Annotated in this window: 18 protein-coding genes; 1 reads left to right on the top strand and 17 read right to left on the bottom strand. The window is 31.6% G+C overall.

Annotation, left to right across the window (positions count from 1 at the left end):
* Positions 1-137: 137 nt before the first annotated feature.
* Positions 138-347, top strand: coding sequence for a helix-turn-helix domain-containing protein (locus BN2390_RS05965; protein ID WP_053983448.1), 210 nt, complete (start codon positions 138-140; stop codon positions 345-347).
* On the opposite strand, the gene BN2390_RS05960 is transcribed toward BN2390_RS05965, so the two are convergent.
* From BN2390_RS05960 to BN2390_RS05885, 17 genes are all read right to left on the bottom strand, one after another.
* Positions 344-622, bottom strand: coding sequence for a hypothetical protein (locus BN2390_RS05960; RefSeq protein WP_053983447.1), 279 nt, complete (start codon positions 620-622; stop codon positions 344-346). The genes BN2390_RS05965 and BN2390_RS05960 overlap by 4 nt on opposite strands.
* An 11-nt stretch (positions 623-633) precedes the next feature.
* Complete coding sequence (locus tag BN2390_RS05955) at positions 634-1,611, bottom strand: tyrosine-type recombinase/integrase (RefSeq protein ID WP_053983446.1); 978 nt, start codon at positions 1,609-1,611, stop codon at positions 634-636.
* Positions 1,612-1,688: 77 nt separating this feature from the next.
* On the bottom strand, positions 1,689-2,057 hold the full coding sequence (locus tag BN2390_RS05950) for a hypothetical protein (protein WP_053983445.1): 369 nt from the start codon (positions 2,055-2,057) through the stop codon (positions 1,689-1,691).
* A gap of 413 nt (positions 2,058-2,470) precedes the next feature.
* Positions 2,471-2,890, bottom strand: a complete 420-nt coding sequence (locus BN2390_RS05945) for a TM2 domain-containing protein (RefSeq protein ID WP_053983444.1) — start codon at positions 2,888-2,890, stop codon at positions 2,471-2,473.
* Between the two features lie 194 nt (positions 2,891-3,084).
* Positions 3,085-4,185 carry a ComEC/Rec2 family competence protein gene (locus BN2390_RS05940; protein WP_053983443.1) on the bottom strand — a complete coding sequence of 367 codons (1,101 nt, stop codon included), beginning with the start codon at positions 4,183-4,185 and terminating at the stop codon, positions 3,085-3,087.
* Positions 4,186-4,676: 491 nt separating this feature from the next.
* Complete coding sequence (locus tag BN2390_RS21620) at positions 4,677-4,847, bottom strand: hypothetical protein (RefSeq protein ID WP_154668784.1); 171 nt, start codon at positions 4,845-4,847, stop codon at positions 4,677-4,679.
* Between the two features lie 90 nt (positions 4,848-4,937).
* Positions 4,938-5,780: a hypothetical protein gene (locus BN2390_RS05935; RefSeq protein WP_053983442.1), complete on the bottom strand. Its 843-nt coding sequence runs from the start codon at positions 5,778-5,780 to the stop codon at positions 4,938-4,940.
* A gap of 142 nt (positions 5,781-5,922) precedes the next feature.
* Positions 5,923-6,885, bottom strand: coding sequence for a hypothetical protein (locus tag BN2390_RS05930; RefSeq protein ID WP_053983441.1), 963 nt, complete (start codon positions 6,883-6,885; stop codon positions 5,923-5,925).
* Positions 6,875-7,390: a Panacea domain-containing protein gene (locus tag BN2390_RS05925; protein ID WP_053983440.1), complete on the bottom strand. Its 516-nt coding sequence runs from the start codon at positions 7,388-7,390 to the stop codon at positions 6,875-6,877. Before BN2390_RS05925 ends, BN2390_RS05930 begins: the two co-directional genes overlap by 11 nt.
* Positions 7,391-7,518: 128 nt before the next feature.
* Positions 7,519-8,223 carry a M15 family metallopeptidase gene (locus tag BN2390_RS21340; protein ID WP_082238625.1) on the bottom strand — a complete coding sequence of 235 codons (705 nt, stop codon included), beginning with the start codon at positions 8,221-8,223 and terminating at the stop codon, positions 7,519-7,521.
* On the bottom strand, positions 8,220-8,540 hold the full coding sequence (locus BN2390_RS05915) for a hypothetical protein (protein ID WP_053983439.1): 321 nt from the start codon (positions 8,538-8,540) through the stop codon (positions 8,220-8,222). The genes BN2390_RS21340 and BN2390_RS05915 overlap by 4 nt, the downstream gene beginning before the upstream one ends.
* Positions 8,534-8,800, bottom strand: a complete 267-nt coding sequence (locus tag BN2390_RS05910) for a hypothetical protein (RefSeq protein ID WP_053983438.1) — start codon at positions 8,798-8,800, stop codon at positions 8,534-8,536. The genes BN2390_RS05915 and BN2390_RS05910 overlap by 7 nt, the downstream gene beginning before the upstream one ends.
* Before the next feature lie 11 nt (positions 8,801-8,811).
* Entirely contained in the window at positions 8,812-9,087 is a 276-nt protein-coding gene (locus BN2390_RS05905; RefSeq protein ID WP_053983437.1) for a hemolysin XhlA family protein, read from the bottom strand.
* Between the two features lie 88 nt (positions 9,088-9,175).
* Complete coding sequence (locus tag BN2390_RS05900; protein WP_053983436.1) at positions 9,176-9,403, bottom strand: hypothetical protein; 228 nt, start codon at positions 9,401-9,403, stop codon at positions 9,176-9,178.
* Positions 9,403-11,922, bottom strand: a complete 2,520-nt coding sequence (locus tag BN2390_RS05895) for a BppU family phage baseplate upper protein (protein WP_053983435.1) — start codon at positions 11,920-11,922, stop codon at positions 9,403-9,405. Before BN2390_RS05895 ends, BN2390_RS05900 begins: the two co-directional genes overlap by 1 nt.
* Positions 11,923-11,927: 5 nt before the next feature.
* Complete coding sequence (locus BN2390_RS05890; protein WP_053983434.1) at positions 11,928-13,757, bottom strand: tail fiber domain-containing protein; 1,830 nt, start codon at positions 13,755-13,757, stop codon at positions 11,928-11,930.
* Positions 13,750-14,964, bottom strand: a complete 1,215-nt coding sequence (locus BN2390_RS05885) for a hypothetical protein (RefSeq protein ID WP_053983433.1) — start codon at positions 14,962-14,964, stop codon at positions 13,750-13,752. The genes BN2390_RS05890 and BN2390_RS05885 overlap by 8 nt, the downstream gene beginning before the upstream one ends.
* Position 14,965 lies beyond the last annotated feature (1 nt).

Raw genomic sequence — 14,965 nt, 5'->3', positions numbered from 1 at the left:
AATGTGTGGCTACCTAGTGGCTATCTCTTATACACTACTAGATATATGCCGAGATAACTTTGATTATTCCGATAAAACTAGATTTATTTTACAATTAATGGTATTTTTATATTAATGCCATTTATAGGGGGATTTATATGATAAGTTACATAGGATTAGAGGAAATACTAAGAGAGCATAGTAAGGATAGGAAATACCTGCATGATCACGTTGGATTAAGTTGGGATACTATTGCTAAGTTTAAAAAAGGCGAAAGTGTTAACTTGTCTACTGTAGAAAAAATCTGTTTAGAATTTAATTGTAATATTGAGGATATAGTCAAAATTAAAAGGGACCCAACAAATTAAAGTTGGGCCCTTTTTAATGCTAATTGCATCTCTGACATTCTTTTATATTCATTTAAACTACCAAGTATATACATTTGTACAAGTGCATCTGTGTCTATTTGATTTTGTTTTGCAATAATATCATCTAAAACCATGTAGAACTCATTTGTATTTGTAATAGAGTTAGCTTTTTCTTTTAGTGCATTAAGCTCCTCTTGTAGCTTTTTAGGTATAGTTACCTTCTCAATTGCTTTATATCCATCGTTTTTTAATATTTCTAATTGTTCAATGTCCATGTAATTCTCTCCTATGTAATATCTATATTAAACATATTGCTTAAAATATCATCGTCATCTTTCTTTAAGTAACTTTTAGTCATGTCAATGCTCTCATGGTGCGCCAACACTTGTAACTCTTCTATCGTAAATGTTCTTCCTATCTCTCTACACATATAATGTGTACCTCTTTTATAATTTTCTAACGCCGAATGTCTAAATGAATGTGGAGTAAACTTTATATATTCACCATCAAGTTCTTTTAAAATACTTCTAAACTTTACACACCATTCGTAGAGAGCCTCTTTTGTAAGTGCCTTTTTATTTGTGTACCTAGTACTTACAAATAGTTCATCTAGATCATCTTCTCCACGATATGTTAGCCATAATTTCAAGCTTTCAAGTGTATTTTTATGATATAAAAGCCTAAACTTCTTACCACGCTTTCCAATAACAACATTGGTCATACGATTTTCTAACAAGTTATGTTTATGTACCTGTGCAATCTCTCCTATACGAGCAGCCGAATCATATGCTAGATCTAAGTAAACACATTCCCTATACATTCTATTTTCTATTAGATAATTCCTGAGTATATGTATTTGTTCATCTGTAAGAAACAGAATCTCTCTCACAGGTTTTTTCTCTAATCCTCTAACTTTTCTAGCAATATTTTTTTCATACTCGTAATCGTCTTCATCTTCAGCAAACCCGCACATACCTCTTACCAGAGCAAATATACGATTAAATCTTGCATTACTTACTTCACGTTCTTCGAGTAGCCACAAAGTTATACGCCTAAAGTCTTTCTTTGTAAGGTTAAGAATATTCATGTTATCCATCTGATCATATATGTAACAAAGAATCATCTTACCGTCACTTTCGTATTGGTATAAAGTTTTGGAAGACCTCTTCATAGACCTTAATTCTGTTAGATAATCATATAAAAGGTCCTTATTTTGATTATTTACATTCTTCCACTTTTCTTTTGTAAACACTTTCTCTCTCATATTTCCTCCTGCTTAAGTTATTAACTTTTTCTAAAAGTAAATTAGCTTACGTAGGAGAAGAGATATTATAACCTGTTTTAAAGTGTAACGTGTATATTAAAATCCATAAGTCTACAATATAAATTTAAGTACTCATTGTCATTGTTCAGTATCAAATCCCAATCTATGTAATTTCCATTTAATATGCCAAATTCTAAGATTATGGCAATTAGTATCATTTGCTTGTCTTTAACTATCTGATATTGCAAAACACATTCATATGTATCTTCTTCTGTTGGCTGTATCGGAAATTCATCAATAGATATATCTAGTATACCGTCCAGCTGTAATTTATTTTTTATATTCCCTACTACGTCTATTATTTGTAGCACCCTTAATCTATCTACCAGTAAGTCTTGTTCTATCTCTTCACACGTATTTTTTATCATATCTATTGTATTTTTCATATTGCCTCCTATGTCTTTTAATGTCTCATGTAATAAAATTTAAAATAATCATAAAGTATTGATATATAATGATTTATCTAAACGAATACCCCCCTATAAATCTCCTAACTTTTTAACTGTTCCTTACACATTCGGAGTATACACCATGGTAATATTGTCTGTAAATACCTAATTTTTATTTTTATTTTTTGTGCAATTTTTAGCTTTTATTTATCTATTTTTAGATTTAATTAACTTGTTTTTATCATTGATTACATCACTTTTATCAATTTAATGATAAAAGTATTATAAACAAAGCTAAATAGAGCTAAACAATGAATAAAAATATCCTAAACAAGGATAAAAATAGATAAATAAACGTAAATGATATCTATAATAAAAAACAACCTAGCCACTTAAGACTAGGTTGTTTTTTAGAAATATGGATTTGGTTTAAATAAAAGGATGATAGTATCTACAACTGTACCTATACCAATCAATCCAAATGTGAGTAGATATAAGATTCCTAACAGTATCTTTTTTTCATAAAACTTATGAAGTCCTGCAAATCCGAAAAATCCTACTAGGCAAAGGCCTAGTGCTACCCATTTATTCTTAGGCTTAACCCCATATGCCATACCTGGAGTAGTATTCGTGTTGCTGTTTACATTTGAGTTATTAATAACAACTTGCGGAGCTACTTGTTGCGCTTTTAACTCTTCTACTTGCCTTCCACAATGTATGCACATTACTGCATCTAGATTTATTTTTTGTCCGCAAAATCTACAAAACTTTGTTGCTGCTTGAGGCGGTTGCTCCTGAACATTAACTTGATCTAATTGAATTTCACTCATATTATTATCCCCCTAAACCATTTTGATATTATATTATAATAATTTAGATAATACTACAATACTAGAAATTACCATTATACATAAGCATACCCTTATATCTATAAAATCTCTTTGCATAAAAATAGACTACATTCATTGTTTTATCGAATGCAGTCTATTTCTTATATACTTATAATATGAAATTTACCCTTAATCTAATGGCATACTTTACAAGATTCGTATCCTTGTTTTTTAGCATCATCAACTGTCAGTTCTCTGCTTGTTGCATTAACATATCTACAAGTTTTATAATGATACTTTTTACCAGATCCAGTAACCCAAACCTTTTGTCCTGTTGATTGTGTTGTAGTTGGTGATGTAATTGTATTAGTAGGATTTGTTGATACGGATACATTATTTATAGTATTCGATGCAACATCAACTTTAGTTATTGTAGGTTTTTGTGTCATCTTACTATCGACTTTTTGTGTAGATATGGTAAGTATTTTACCATCTGTGTTAATAATAATATTACCATTTAAATCTGTTCTATATGTTTTAATATCTTTAAGCCTATTACTTACATCTTTGTGTGGATGACCATATTTATTGTCTTTTCCACAAGTAATTATAGCAATCTCAGGTTTAATCTTGTCTAAAAATTCTTGGCTGGTAGAAGTATTACTTCCGTGATGTCCTACTTTAAGTACATCAACATCTACCATTTTTTCTACTATAGATTTCTCAACATCTTTACCTGCATCACCTGTAAATAAAAACTCATGTTCGCCATTTTTATAAAGCATTACTAGGCTTCTATCATTTACATCTTTTGCTTGGCTTTTAGTATTATAAAATTGGAATGTACCGTTGCCTAATGTAAATACTTTATCTTCTAATGGTACACTTGGCTGTAGTTTTTTATCTATAGCTGCCTGAACAAAGTATTTATAAGTCTTAGTATCTGCACTACCATTTCCAATCAATACTGTACCAATATCAAAGTTTTTAATTACGGCATCTAATGCGCCACTATGATCTGCATCTGGATGTGTAAGTACTATATAGTCAAGTTTTTTTATTTCTTGAGCTTTTAAGTAATCAACTAAAGACTTCTCATCATCATTCTCAGCACCATCAATAAGCATGTTTTTACCATTATCCTTGATAAGAATAGCATCACTATTACCAGTGTCAATAAAATGTACTTCAACTGATTTAATAGTAGTAGCTGGCTGAACACTTGCTCCAAATAACGTAGTAGTAACTAGTAATAAAGTCATAATAAATACTAAAAATCTGTTATTGTTTTTCATATCATCACCCCTTCTTAGTTACTATAATATAGCAATTTTATTTGATGTACAACTATACATTTAGGGCTATTGCTAATATAACAGTTATTACAAGTATCGTTCCAAAGTAGCTTGTTACTAAAACTCTTCTCAAATTAAATTTATCCATAAAAATAGACCACACTCCTTAATTTTCAAGAGTATGGCCTATTTCTTATATATTTATACGGAAGATATTATCATTTATTATCCTAACACTTTATTTAAGTTTTTGTTAAACCGTACCCCCTCCACTTAATACTGGAGGGGGTATTATGATAATAAATCATAACACCTTACCTAAGACTATCTCGTTAATACATAAATCATGACTAGAAATGCTAATAAATCTTTCATGTCGCCACCTCACTTTCACAGTAAAGTTGCTATATAGCACGTAGTAAGTATATCTATTGGTAAGATATATATCAACAGGTAAATTACTCCAATAAAAAGAGGGTAAAACCTAAGCCCTACCCTTTATAATCTGTTGGTACCTCTTTGTACCCTTTTTCTAATATTTGTTTAAGGTTATGATCTAGTAACTCTCTACTGTATCCACCATTGCAGCTAACATATCTGCCAATTTCTAAAATTATATTTTCTTTTACTTGATCTACATCTACTTCATATGTCTTTTTCATATTGACCCCCTTTTTATTCATTATGCCATCTACACTACATAAAAACAAACAAAGAGAGTAGGCATCATGCCTACCCTAAAATAATATTTCTTATTTAAAATACTGATTAATTTCTTTTTCTTGTTCTTCAACTATAACTTTACCAGCTACCCTTACTGCTTTTAAACATGTTTCTATATTAAATTTACGCCAATCAACAGGTGCCTTACCTAATAAACCTATTCTTTCTTTCGCTAGCTGAAAATCTTCATCCCCCAATTTGTTATATTCTGGAGATAAAATCTCCCCTTTTTCTTTTAATTCCTCTTTTTTTTCTTCTATTTTTCTTCTTCTTCTGTCTATACTTTCAAATTTATACTTATCTATACATAACTTTTCTATCTCTAAAATTATTTCTAATGATGTATTTTGAATTTCTTGTATTGCCTTTATATAGAGTTCCTTAGCCTTAGTATCATCTATACTATTCATTATTACCATTGTTTTGAATTCAGCTATTTGCATTTCTGCCTTTCTACGCTCTAAGTCTGCTTGAATCTTGTTAATTTCTAAATCTAAATTCTGAGTAATAGCTTGTACTTCACTATATATAACTTTATATTTAGCTAACTGAAATATTTTTAAATTCTCCTCATGTCTAAATATAAAATTTTCCATCTGTTTAGTAGACTCGTCTTTCAAATCTTTTTGTTTTGAAATTGTTAAAGTTAAATACACTCCTCCAACTCCTATAATCCCACCAAATACACTTCCTAAAAATGATATCCATACTCCATGATCTACTCCTGGAAGATTAATATTCCATCCTGTTACATCATGCATCCACTCCAATGCCCATAACAGACTATTTAATACACATATCCCAAGTATTATGCAAATACTACTTATAACTAGCATTCTAACCCATAACCAGTAATTATTATTTTTTTTCATATTCCACTCTCCTTATATATTTTATACTAACATCTATTAATGATAAAATCAGTATTTGAGCAAAAAAATAAAAGGTAGAGTCTAAGACCTACCTCTGTGTGTCACCTATTACATCTCAAAATATAACTGTACCATCAAGAAATTAATTATTATTAATAATTGCACTTGGTGTAGTAATCTTATTATATGTAGCATCATTTTTGTTATTTTGCATAGTACTACCACTAAAAAAAATATTACACATCAACAGTATTAATAGTGTTGTAGTGATTATATTTACCCAAAAACAATATGGATGTGTCATTGCCGCTTTTTTTATAATACCTACCTTATCAAAACCTTCTGCATTAGTTTTAGGATGTTTATAGGCAATGCTATTTCCTGTTAACTTTGATATTGCATATAGCATGGTATAAAGCAGGTTGAATACAATAAATCCTATCATTAAACATATCGCACATGCTTTATTAAAAGGTATAACATTAGTTGATAGCGCTTGTACTATTGAATTAATCATTGTTAAGCCTGCAAACATAGAAAATACAATAGATGTAAATATACCAAGAATAGCTACAACTTGTGTGTACATCTGTTTCTCTGAATTCTTAAGATCCCTTTGTACGTCTGTCAAAGAAAATTTAACTGTTTCAATTTTTTTCTCAGCATCGCTTATATTTTCTAATAGTTGCATACTTTGATTTTCTAGTTGATCTTTCATGTCTTCTGTAAATTGTTCTATTTGACCCAATTGTGTATTTTTCAAGGTATTGTTCAGCTTTTCTAAAGAGTCAAAATGTACCTTTTCTAATTTCAAATGATCATACAACTTTAATATTTTTTTTCTTGTTGTTTCACATGATAAGTCTTTTGAATGTGTATATATCCAATAAACTTTATCAATCAAATAGTCAATTTCTTCACTAGCATCTAGATCAACCATAAAATATGCTAATTCATGATATAGATGCCTTGTGTTAGTATCATAGTATGCTTTGAATTTATAAAAAAACTTACAAGTAGCATCACCGGCAATAAAATCATTAATGTCTTCTTCTACCATTTCTTTTAATACAGTAGTTAATTTTATACTACTTTTATTCTCCATAGATACGCTCTCCATGTTGTGTAAAATACCGCCTCATATCATCTATATCAATATAAGGTTCATCATTTTCTATAGCATGCATCCATGGATATTCCTCATGCGTACGTGCTACAAGCTGAAATGCTGTAAATTTATTTTGTCCGTGTATTACTTTATTAATAATTTCCTTATGCTCATCTATAAATTTCTCATTAGGATTGTACTTTTGTCTTTTATATACATATCTCGCATTCTCATTCTTCAATACTAACTCAGTATCTATTCGCTCATCTATTCCACTATTAACATACCGCTTGAATTCATGGTATACCATCTCTACCACTGGCCCATATCTCCATGCTGATATTTTTTCGTTAAATGCTAAGTCTCCTGTTTCTACTAAGAAAGCAGCTTGAATGTAATACATTATTTTTTGTAATTTTAAATTACTAATAAGATTTACATCTTGGATATCAATACAATAATTGATAACATATTTAGCAATATCTAATGCCTTGTATGCCATAAAACTACCTCCTTTATGATGATTTTTCTAGCAATTTTACTATATTGCTAGAAAAATGTCAAGTTGTATAAATAAAGTATATGTCAATTAATAATTTTATGCAATAAAAAGCAGGATAGCCCAATGGACTACCCTAAATAACTACTTATCTTAACAATCAAATCCCTTGTATTCTGTTCAGTATACTTCTTATCTTTCCATATAGCTGGTGAACTAATAATCTTAGCTTCTACCATCTTAGCCACTGCAAGATCATATCCGTTTACATCAAATAGTCTGACGCCTATCTTACTAATAAGTGCTAGTACATTGTTTAGATTAATCTTATTCCATGCTGCTGGACTTCCGATAATCCCTTCCAGCACCAGATTCTGTATGGCCTTTTCATATGCCACATCTTTTACAGGTACTTGCGGAGGTTTTTTGCCACTCTTTAGGTCCTTAATAGATAAACCAAATGTATACTGGAAGTGTGGAGCGTCTTTAAATCCACTCCATCCACCTCCCCATTCTAGTCCTATTGATTGACCAATCTTACCAAGTTTAGCTAAGAATACACTATTATATTCATCACCTTTCTTATTCTGAATACAGTCAAAAGCTAATCTCCAATTATGATAAGAGCTCATATCTGAACCTTTTGCATTTGTTACAATAGCTCCTGGCCTTGTACGCCCCTGAGCATATAAATAGTCTTGACGTTCTTTAGAACGATATGTATCTATAATCTTCACATTAAGACCTTGTTTTTTAGCCTCATTTAGAAGCTTCTCGGCGAGTTCTTTTACTTTAGGGTGTAATTGGTCAATGTCATCACATCGTTCAATACTCATCGTATATCACCATCCTTTTTACTAGATTCATGCCATAACTTCATGAGTTTATCCCAGCCAAACATAGCAAGATAAGCTACTATAAATCCTGCTACAATGACTGCTGCAAAGTAGTACCAAATAAACTTACTTGATGTGTAGCTCAAGTACACAAAGTAAGACAATACTGTAAGTGTAATACTAAGTCCTGTTACATAGTAATTTGTGTGTATTTGATCTAATGGATAGAGGTTTTTAGTAACCTCTACGATAACATTTACAGCAAATACAAGTACACCCAATATCAATATGATTGTTGCTAAGTTGATTTCTAACATTCTACATCATCCTCCACTCCATTGTATTTGTGTTCTTCTTTCGTTTCAAAATAACTCTTAGCGCAGTAACTGGGTATAATATACTTAAGACCATCCCAACAGTTAGCCACAATCCCGTCCAGCCCCATGCCATTCTTAAAGTTGATATAAATAGATGCCAACGTTGTAATTAACGTCAGCCCTAATACTAAGTCCATTACTAGCTTCGTATATTGTCTTTTCTTCTTTTGCTTATGTGTATTAACCCATCTTAATCCCATTCTCAACACTCCTATCTAAAAAACAAAGATACTAATTGAACTATGACTGCTGCTAATACGGTTCTCCATAACCACTTATTTTGTTCTTCTAGATCAGTAATTCTATGATTTGCTACTTTTATCTTTTCATCATGTTTCTCTTCAAGCGCTTTAATCCTAGCTTCTTGTTTTTCTTCAAGTGCTTCAAATTTTTCATTTTGGTTCTTAGTCATATTTTCTAATGTAGTTTTAACAAAGATCATATCATCACTAATTTTCCTTATGTCTTTGTATAATTGTTCATCCATACATTACTCCTTTCTAAATGGAGAAAAGGCATAAAAAATACACCATCTCTGGTGCCTTCTCTATGCCTTATATTTAATTAATAAACTTCTATACTTGTGGTACTTCTCCAGGTAATGGTTCAATAGGTGTCATTTCTACTGGTGGTGTATATACACTTCTGGACAATAATATTAACTCGGTGTACTGCTCCGGTGTAATATCTTGTGTAACCTGGAACGCCTTTAAGATTTCTACTGCATCATTTTCTGTTGTGTAGTACTTTGCACTGATAAAGTTTTTCATTGTTTCATATACTGCTAATTGTTTACCTGTCATTATTTAATCACCTCTTCTATTTTATTTACGCTTTTAGCGTATGTTTCTTCTACAAAAGCCGTATTAACTGGCTGTGTATTTGTTTTAGCTTCTAAAGCTTCTAATCTAGCTGTTAATTCTGCTACACGATCAACTGGTGCTACTATTTTAAATTCAGTTGGTGCAACTGCACTGTCAACTTTACAAATATTAGTTTTATTTAGACCTATTGTGGGCATTAATTCCTTTGATATTTGAACAACCACTGGCGTAGCTGATTGATACCACAATTTAAACCCAACGTTAGTTAACCATTCGTTTACACCTTTAGAATCAAGTGTAGCTAAGTCAGTTTTTAAAACAGACAAATATAACCAACCATTTTGATTTATAGCTATACCTTTTATTGTGGCATTGTATATAGCTGTAGTAGCGAATACCTTAATGGGTTCACACCTGCAAGCGGCAACCGAACTATTTGTAAACCCTTTAGCATTTAGAAGTGCTGTTCCAAAGCTAATCATTGTATCCGTTTCCACAGCTTTAGTCCAAGTGTTGCTATTGGCGGTTGTAAACAATATGTTTTGTGACAGGATTCCCGTGCCATCATCTCTATAATCTAAGATGTCCTTTGACTCACCTAATTCACCCAATAGAATAACTTTTCTACTTCCATCTGGATTAGTTTCTGTAGGATGATAAATTGGGTATTTTAGTCTATTGCAATCTATAATGGCTTGGGTTGAGGAAAGGCCAAATGGTACAACTCCTATATTTTTACTTGTTAAGTCGCCTTCTAAAAGTCTAACATTTTTAATAACTACAGGGTTCGATGTTGACTCTACTCTAAAAGTTACCCACCCGTCACTAGTCTTTACACTTGTTACATCAATTAAAATCTCAATAGTACCTTTTGTGCTTGTTGACGTTATATACAAACTCGATTGCATCTGTGTATCGTCATTATTTCTCATTGACACATTTAACTTACTTACGTCGTTCTCTAGCTCAAAAATCAAAGTATACTTACCGTTTGTTGCGCCTTCAAAATATGCCTTAAAGAACCTTACTTCTACCGCTGCTTCTGCTGTAAAAATGTTTTCTGGTCTTTTAATAATATTCTTTACCGTTCTCCCTTTAATACTCATGCCTAACACTTTGCCTTTATCTTGTGCATTAGGTATATTAATTGGTTCTCCGTTTGTACTGGTAAATTCTTTTGCGCTTTCCAACATTCTAGCTGTTGCATACTCTTCTACGTTATAGCCGTTACGCATTGTTACATGTTCACTATCTGAACTAACCTTTAAAATAGATTTTTTACCCGAACTGTCTGTAGTTTCAAGATGTGATATACTTGGTGAATTACTAATAGTCTGGATATTATGTTGGATATCCTGCGGATAGAGCTGGCGATTATATATAAAAGCATATTTCAAATAACCTTTTGCTTCATTCCCAGTAGATATTCCATATAGTTTTACATGTGAAAAATATAAATTACTTTTAGATATATCATCTGGCAGTTTTTTACTATATGTTGTTCCATTTGATACTATATACAAAGTATTGTCTTTTATATACACATACTCCTCTATAGAACTAGTCGTTGATGGTAATCCTGTAATAAAATTATCAATCGGAGCACCTACCCCAGATATATTAATGTATCTAATGTTAATGCTAGACCCTAATCGTCTAATCGATAACGCATTTGTCATCGTTGATGACCATTCTCCTAAAATATATAAACCACCAGCTCCTATGATATTTATTGGCTCACTTTTAATGTAAAAATTACATTCATTAATATTTATTTGTGTTTGCAATAAATACGTCCACCCATTAAGGTTTTGATTTTCTTTGTGTGATACCAACCCATCATGCACAATCTTATCACCAATAAAATCAAAATTCGTTTCATCGAAAATCCCATCATGACCAATTTTATTATTGAGTTCTTCTTTAGTTGCTACCCCAGTTGCTCTATCTAATGCTTCTTGTGCATTCTGAGCTGCTTGATTTGTTTTAGGCACCAAATCATCTACAATAGTCTTTGCATTATTAGCTGTTTGCAAGGCTTCCTTAGAAACAGCATCAGCATTCGAAACATTACTTAATGCCTGCTGTAATAAATTGAATCTATTATCAGCTTTTACCGCCTCATTACTATCTAGGCTTAATCTTACTGTATAATCAAAAGGTAATGATGTAATGCGATTAAGTCCTTCCCATATCTGAAGTTCAGCATAATATGTACCCTTTTCACAAAACATATCACTTGGCAATGTAATCTTTGCAGTACCACTTAATGCATTAACAATTGTACAATTATCTTCTATTACTGTACTTAATTCGCTTTTTACAATAAGGCTAACTGTTTTACTTGTTAGATCATAAGCTTTTTTATCTGTATCATAAATAGTAAAGTTAAATACATTGCCGTTATAATCATTTGTTACAAGTTCAATCAATTCCCTTACATACATGTTTTCCATTTCAGTATGTCTTAAATATACATCTATATTATAATTAATCACCCTTATCACTCCTTAATAAGCAATTCTAGTTTTTCTAATCGTTGTTCAAGTTCCTTATTCTTCTTATCCAAAACCCTTATTGCACCAATTGCAGAAGTAGCCAAAAATTGATAGAACACACCATAGTAACCTTCTTCATCCTGTATGGTAAAAAGCTTGCCAAACTCACTTTCTCTTAATTGCTGAGCAATAACACCAACCAAAGTACGTTGATCTATATTTTTATCTTTAAAGTTATAGGATACAATATCTAATGTCTTTAAAAATTCAAATATTTTTTCATCGTCTAATCTCTCAACATGCTCTTTTAAACGAATATCTGAGTAATTACTTAAGGTATGTGTATGACTACCAGCAGTACCAACAGAACCTCCCCAAGAGTTTGAAGTAAAACTATGGCTGTGGCTACCGTCAGAGTTAACAGTATGTGTATGCCCTGACGAAGCGTACTCACTATGACTGTGTGTAGAGGAAGCATAGCCACTATGCGTATGTGAAGATGAAGCATAATCAGTATGTTTATGGTTAGACTCCGCATAGTTATAATGGCTATGTGTAGAAGCAGCGTAGCCTGTATGGGTATGTGATTTATCTGCATAGTTTGTTAAAGTTTGTCTAAGATAAGTACCCGATACAATCTCATTTGTTAAAAGCTTAGTCGTTAAAATGGCATTAAAGCGATCTTCTGTTAAATACGGTGTATTCTCACCAGCTCCAGACATCCCATATAAGCTAGGAGCATATACTTGTGAGTCAAATTGAACTTTACCTGCTTTAAAGATAACTTTTCTTGCATTAGGATTAGGAATATAATAGCCATCATGGTTAGGATCTGGTATAAGTGCATTATCACTATTACCAAAGACTTCTAAATCACCATCTTCTAAGCACTCAATAGAAAACGCCTTGGCACCATGCTTATCATAAACAGTAATGTTACCACCACCGATAGCACTATAACCTAAACTCGAAACAACCTTTCCATTTTGCCATACTTTAACAGGGTTATTGGGTGAAACTTCTATGTAATTACCTGCTTTCTTATCACCTGCATAGATTGTAGAACCATTAATTGTTACCCCATTAATCGTACCACCTGTAAGTGTACTTGCAGTAATCGTTACCCCTTGTATAGCAATTGCACTCAATGTACCAGATATAATCTCATCTGCTACAAAGCCTTTACCTGTACCAAATGTACGCCATTTCCAAGTACCATTCACATTTTTACCACTAGCAATCATAAAACCTGCTGGAGAAAACTTCATAGCCATTGTAGAAGTTGCATCTGTTTCACCATCACGGCAAATAAAGTTTCCATCTTCCCAGTACATTTGACCTTTACTATCTGTAATCATGTTAAGTGACGTATTAATCGTGCCTTCTAACTTTGACGTAATAACATTACCTAAACTATTAGTAATAGCAAGTATCCTATCCCAATAAGCACTATTAGTTGTAACTTTATCTATAGATTCTTTCTGCTCATCTGTTAATGGGTCTGTAATAACACTCTGGAGTTTTAATTGACTTAGTGTGCAACTGCCATAAATGTAAAATTGAATCGTACTTACTGGAAACTCTACATCAAATGTAATGCTTTGCTCTCCTAAAAACTGTATTGGTAAAAAGTATGTATGCACAGTGCCATCATCATACGTAAGATACATTAAAAAGTAGTTCTTATCACCTTGAATATCTTGTGCATCAAAACTTAATGTATAAGATTCTGTCTTAAATAGATCTGTTAGGCTTTGTGTTTGTGTATATGATCCTGTTACTGTTAAAGGTTCTGGTACGTTTGGTAAAATATTTTTACTAAGCTCTCTAATCATTTAGCACCACCCCTTTTAGTGTTCCTCTTAAAGAACCTTCAAAATTAAGCTCGCTTTCTAAAAGAAGTACTTTATATTTACCATCTACTTCAATCGTATCGCCTACTTCATATAAGCTATTTCCAGTATATTTAATGCTTATAGGTATACCTTTAAAAATGCTTTTATTATAAGCAATAGGACTTTGCATATATATATTTGAAATCGTTAAAGTCTTTTTTGTTTCTTCTTCACTATCTACGGTTTGTAATGCATTTAATTTAACACCATTAAACGTTGTTTTAAGATTTAGTATATCACTTTCGTTATGCCCTACTTTTACAATGCATTTGTCGCTACCTAAAGTATAATCAGCAATCGTCACACGATTATCAAATTTAATAAGTTGTACAATACTAGCATCTTGAAAGCTTACTTCTCCTAAACTGACTTGACTTGCATAAGCTGGTAATGTCTTCTGCACATGTCCTAAATTTTGTATATCACTTTCAGTAGGTGAGAATAAACTTGTATATACTTTTTGATAAATCTCTGTTGAGCCTGTATCAATGGTATAACTTGTTAATCCCGTTTCATAAGTTAAACGATCACAAATAGGGCCAAAGACAAAAGGTACTAAATTGAAGTCTGATTTAAGTAACGCTTGTGAAGCAATACAAAGTTCTAATAAGCATTCATGTGTATCTGTACTCTTTAGAAATGCAAATTTCAAGTTAGGATTAAGTAGCCTATCAGAATAGCTATAGATAGGTGATAACTTACTCAGAACCTCTTTGTAATAGCTATTTAAAGGTACATTCTTAAAATGACTCACAAATGGCATAGCGGATTCTCGTATGGGTGTTAAAGTATCAACGGCTTCAAAACTATATAAACCGCTTTCCTGTAGTTCTTTTTTCTCTGTAACAATAAAAGGTTCTTGAAAATCACTATACCAATTATTCTCATACTTTACCCATATTTCCTTGTATAGCATTGTACCTTCTTGAATATTTTTTGTCTTATTATTTTTAAGTAGCTTACCTATCAAGATTTTCTTTTCAATAGCACCCAAATGTTTTTCACAGGCACTATTATATGTAAAACTTTGTATATCTTCACTTGTTAATACATACTTGTCTTGTCCATTATAAAAGACAAAACGTGTATCAAGTATCCTTACACTTTTTTGAATTCCTAATTTAAACTGTAAATTTGTTTGCTTCATC

The organism is Niameybacter massiliensis, assembly GCF_001282685.1.
In the GTDB taxonomy this organism is placed as follows: domain Bacteria; phylum Bacillota; class Clostridia; order Lachnospirales; family Cellulosilyticaceae; genus Holtiella; species Holtiella tumoricola.
This window is presented reverse-complemented; position numbering and strand designations above follow the sequence as displayed.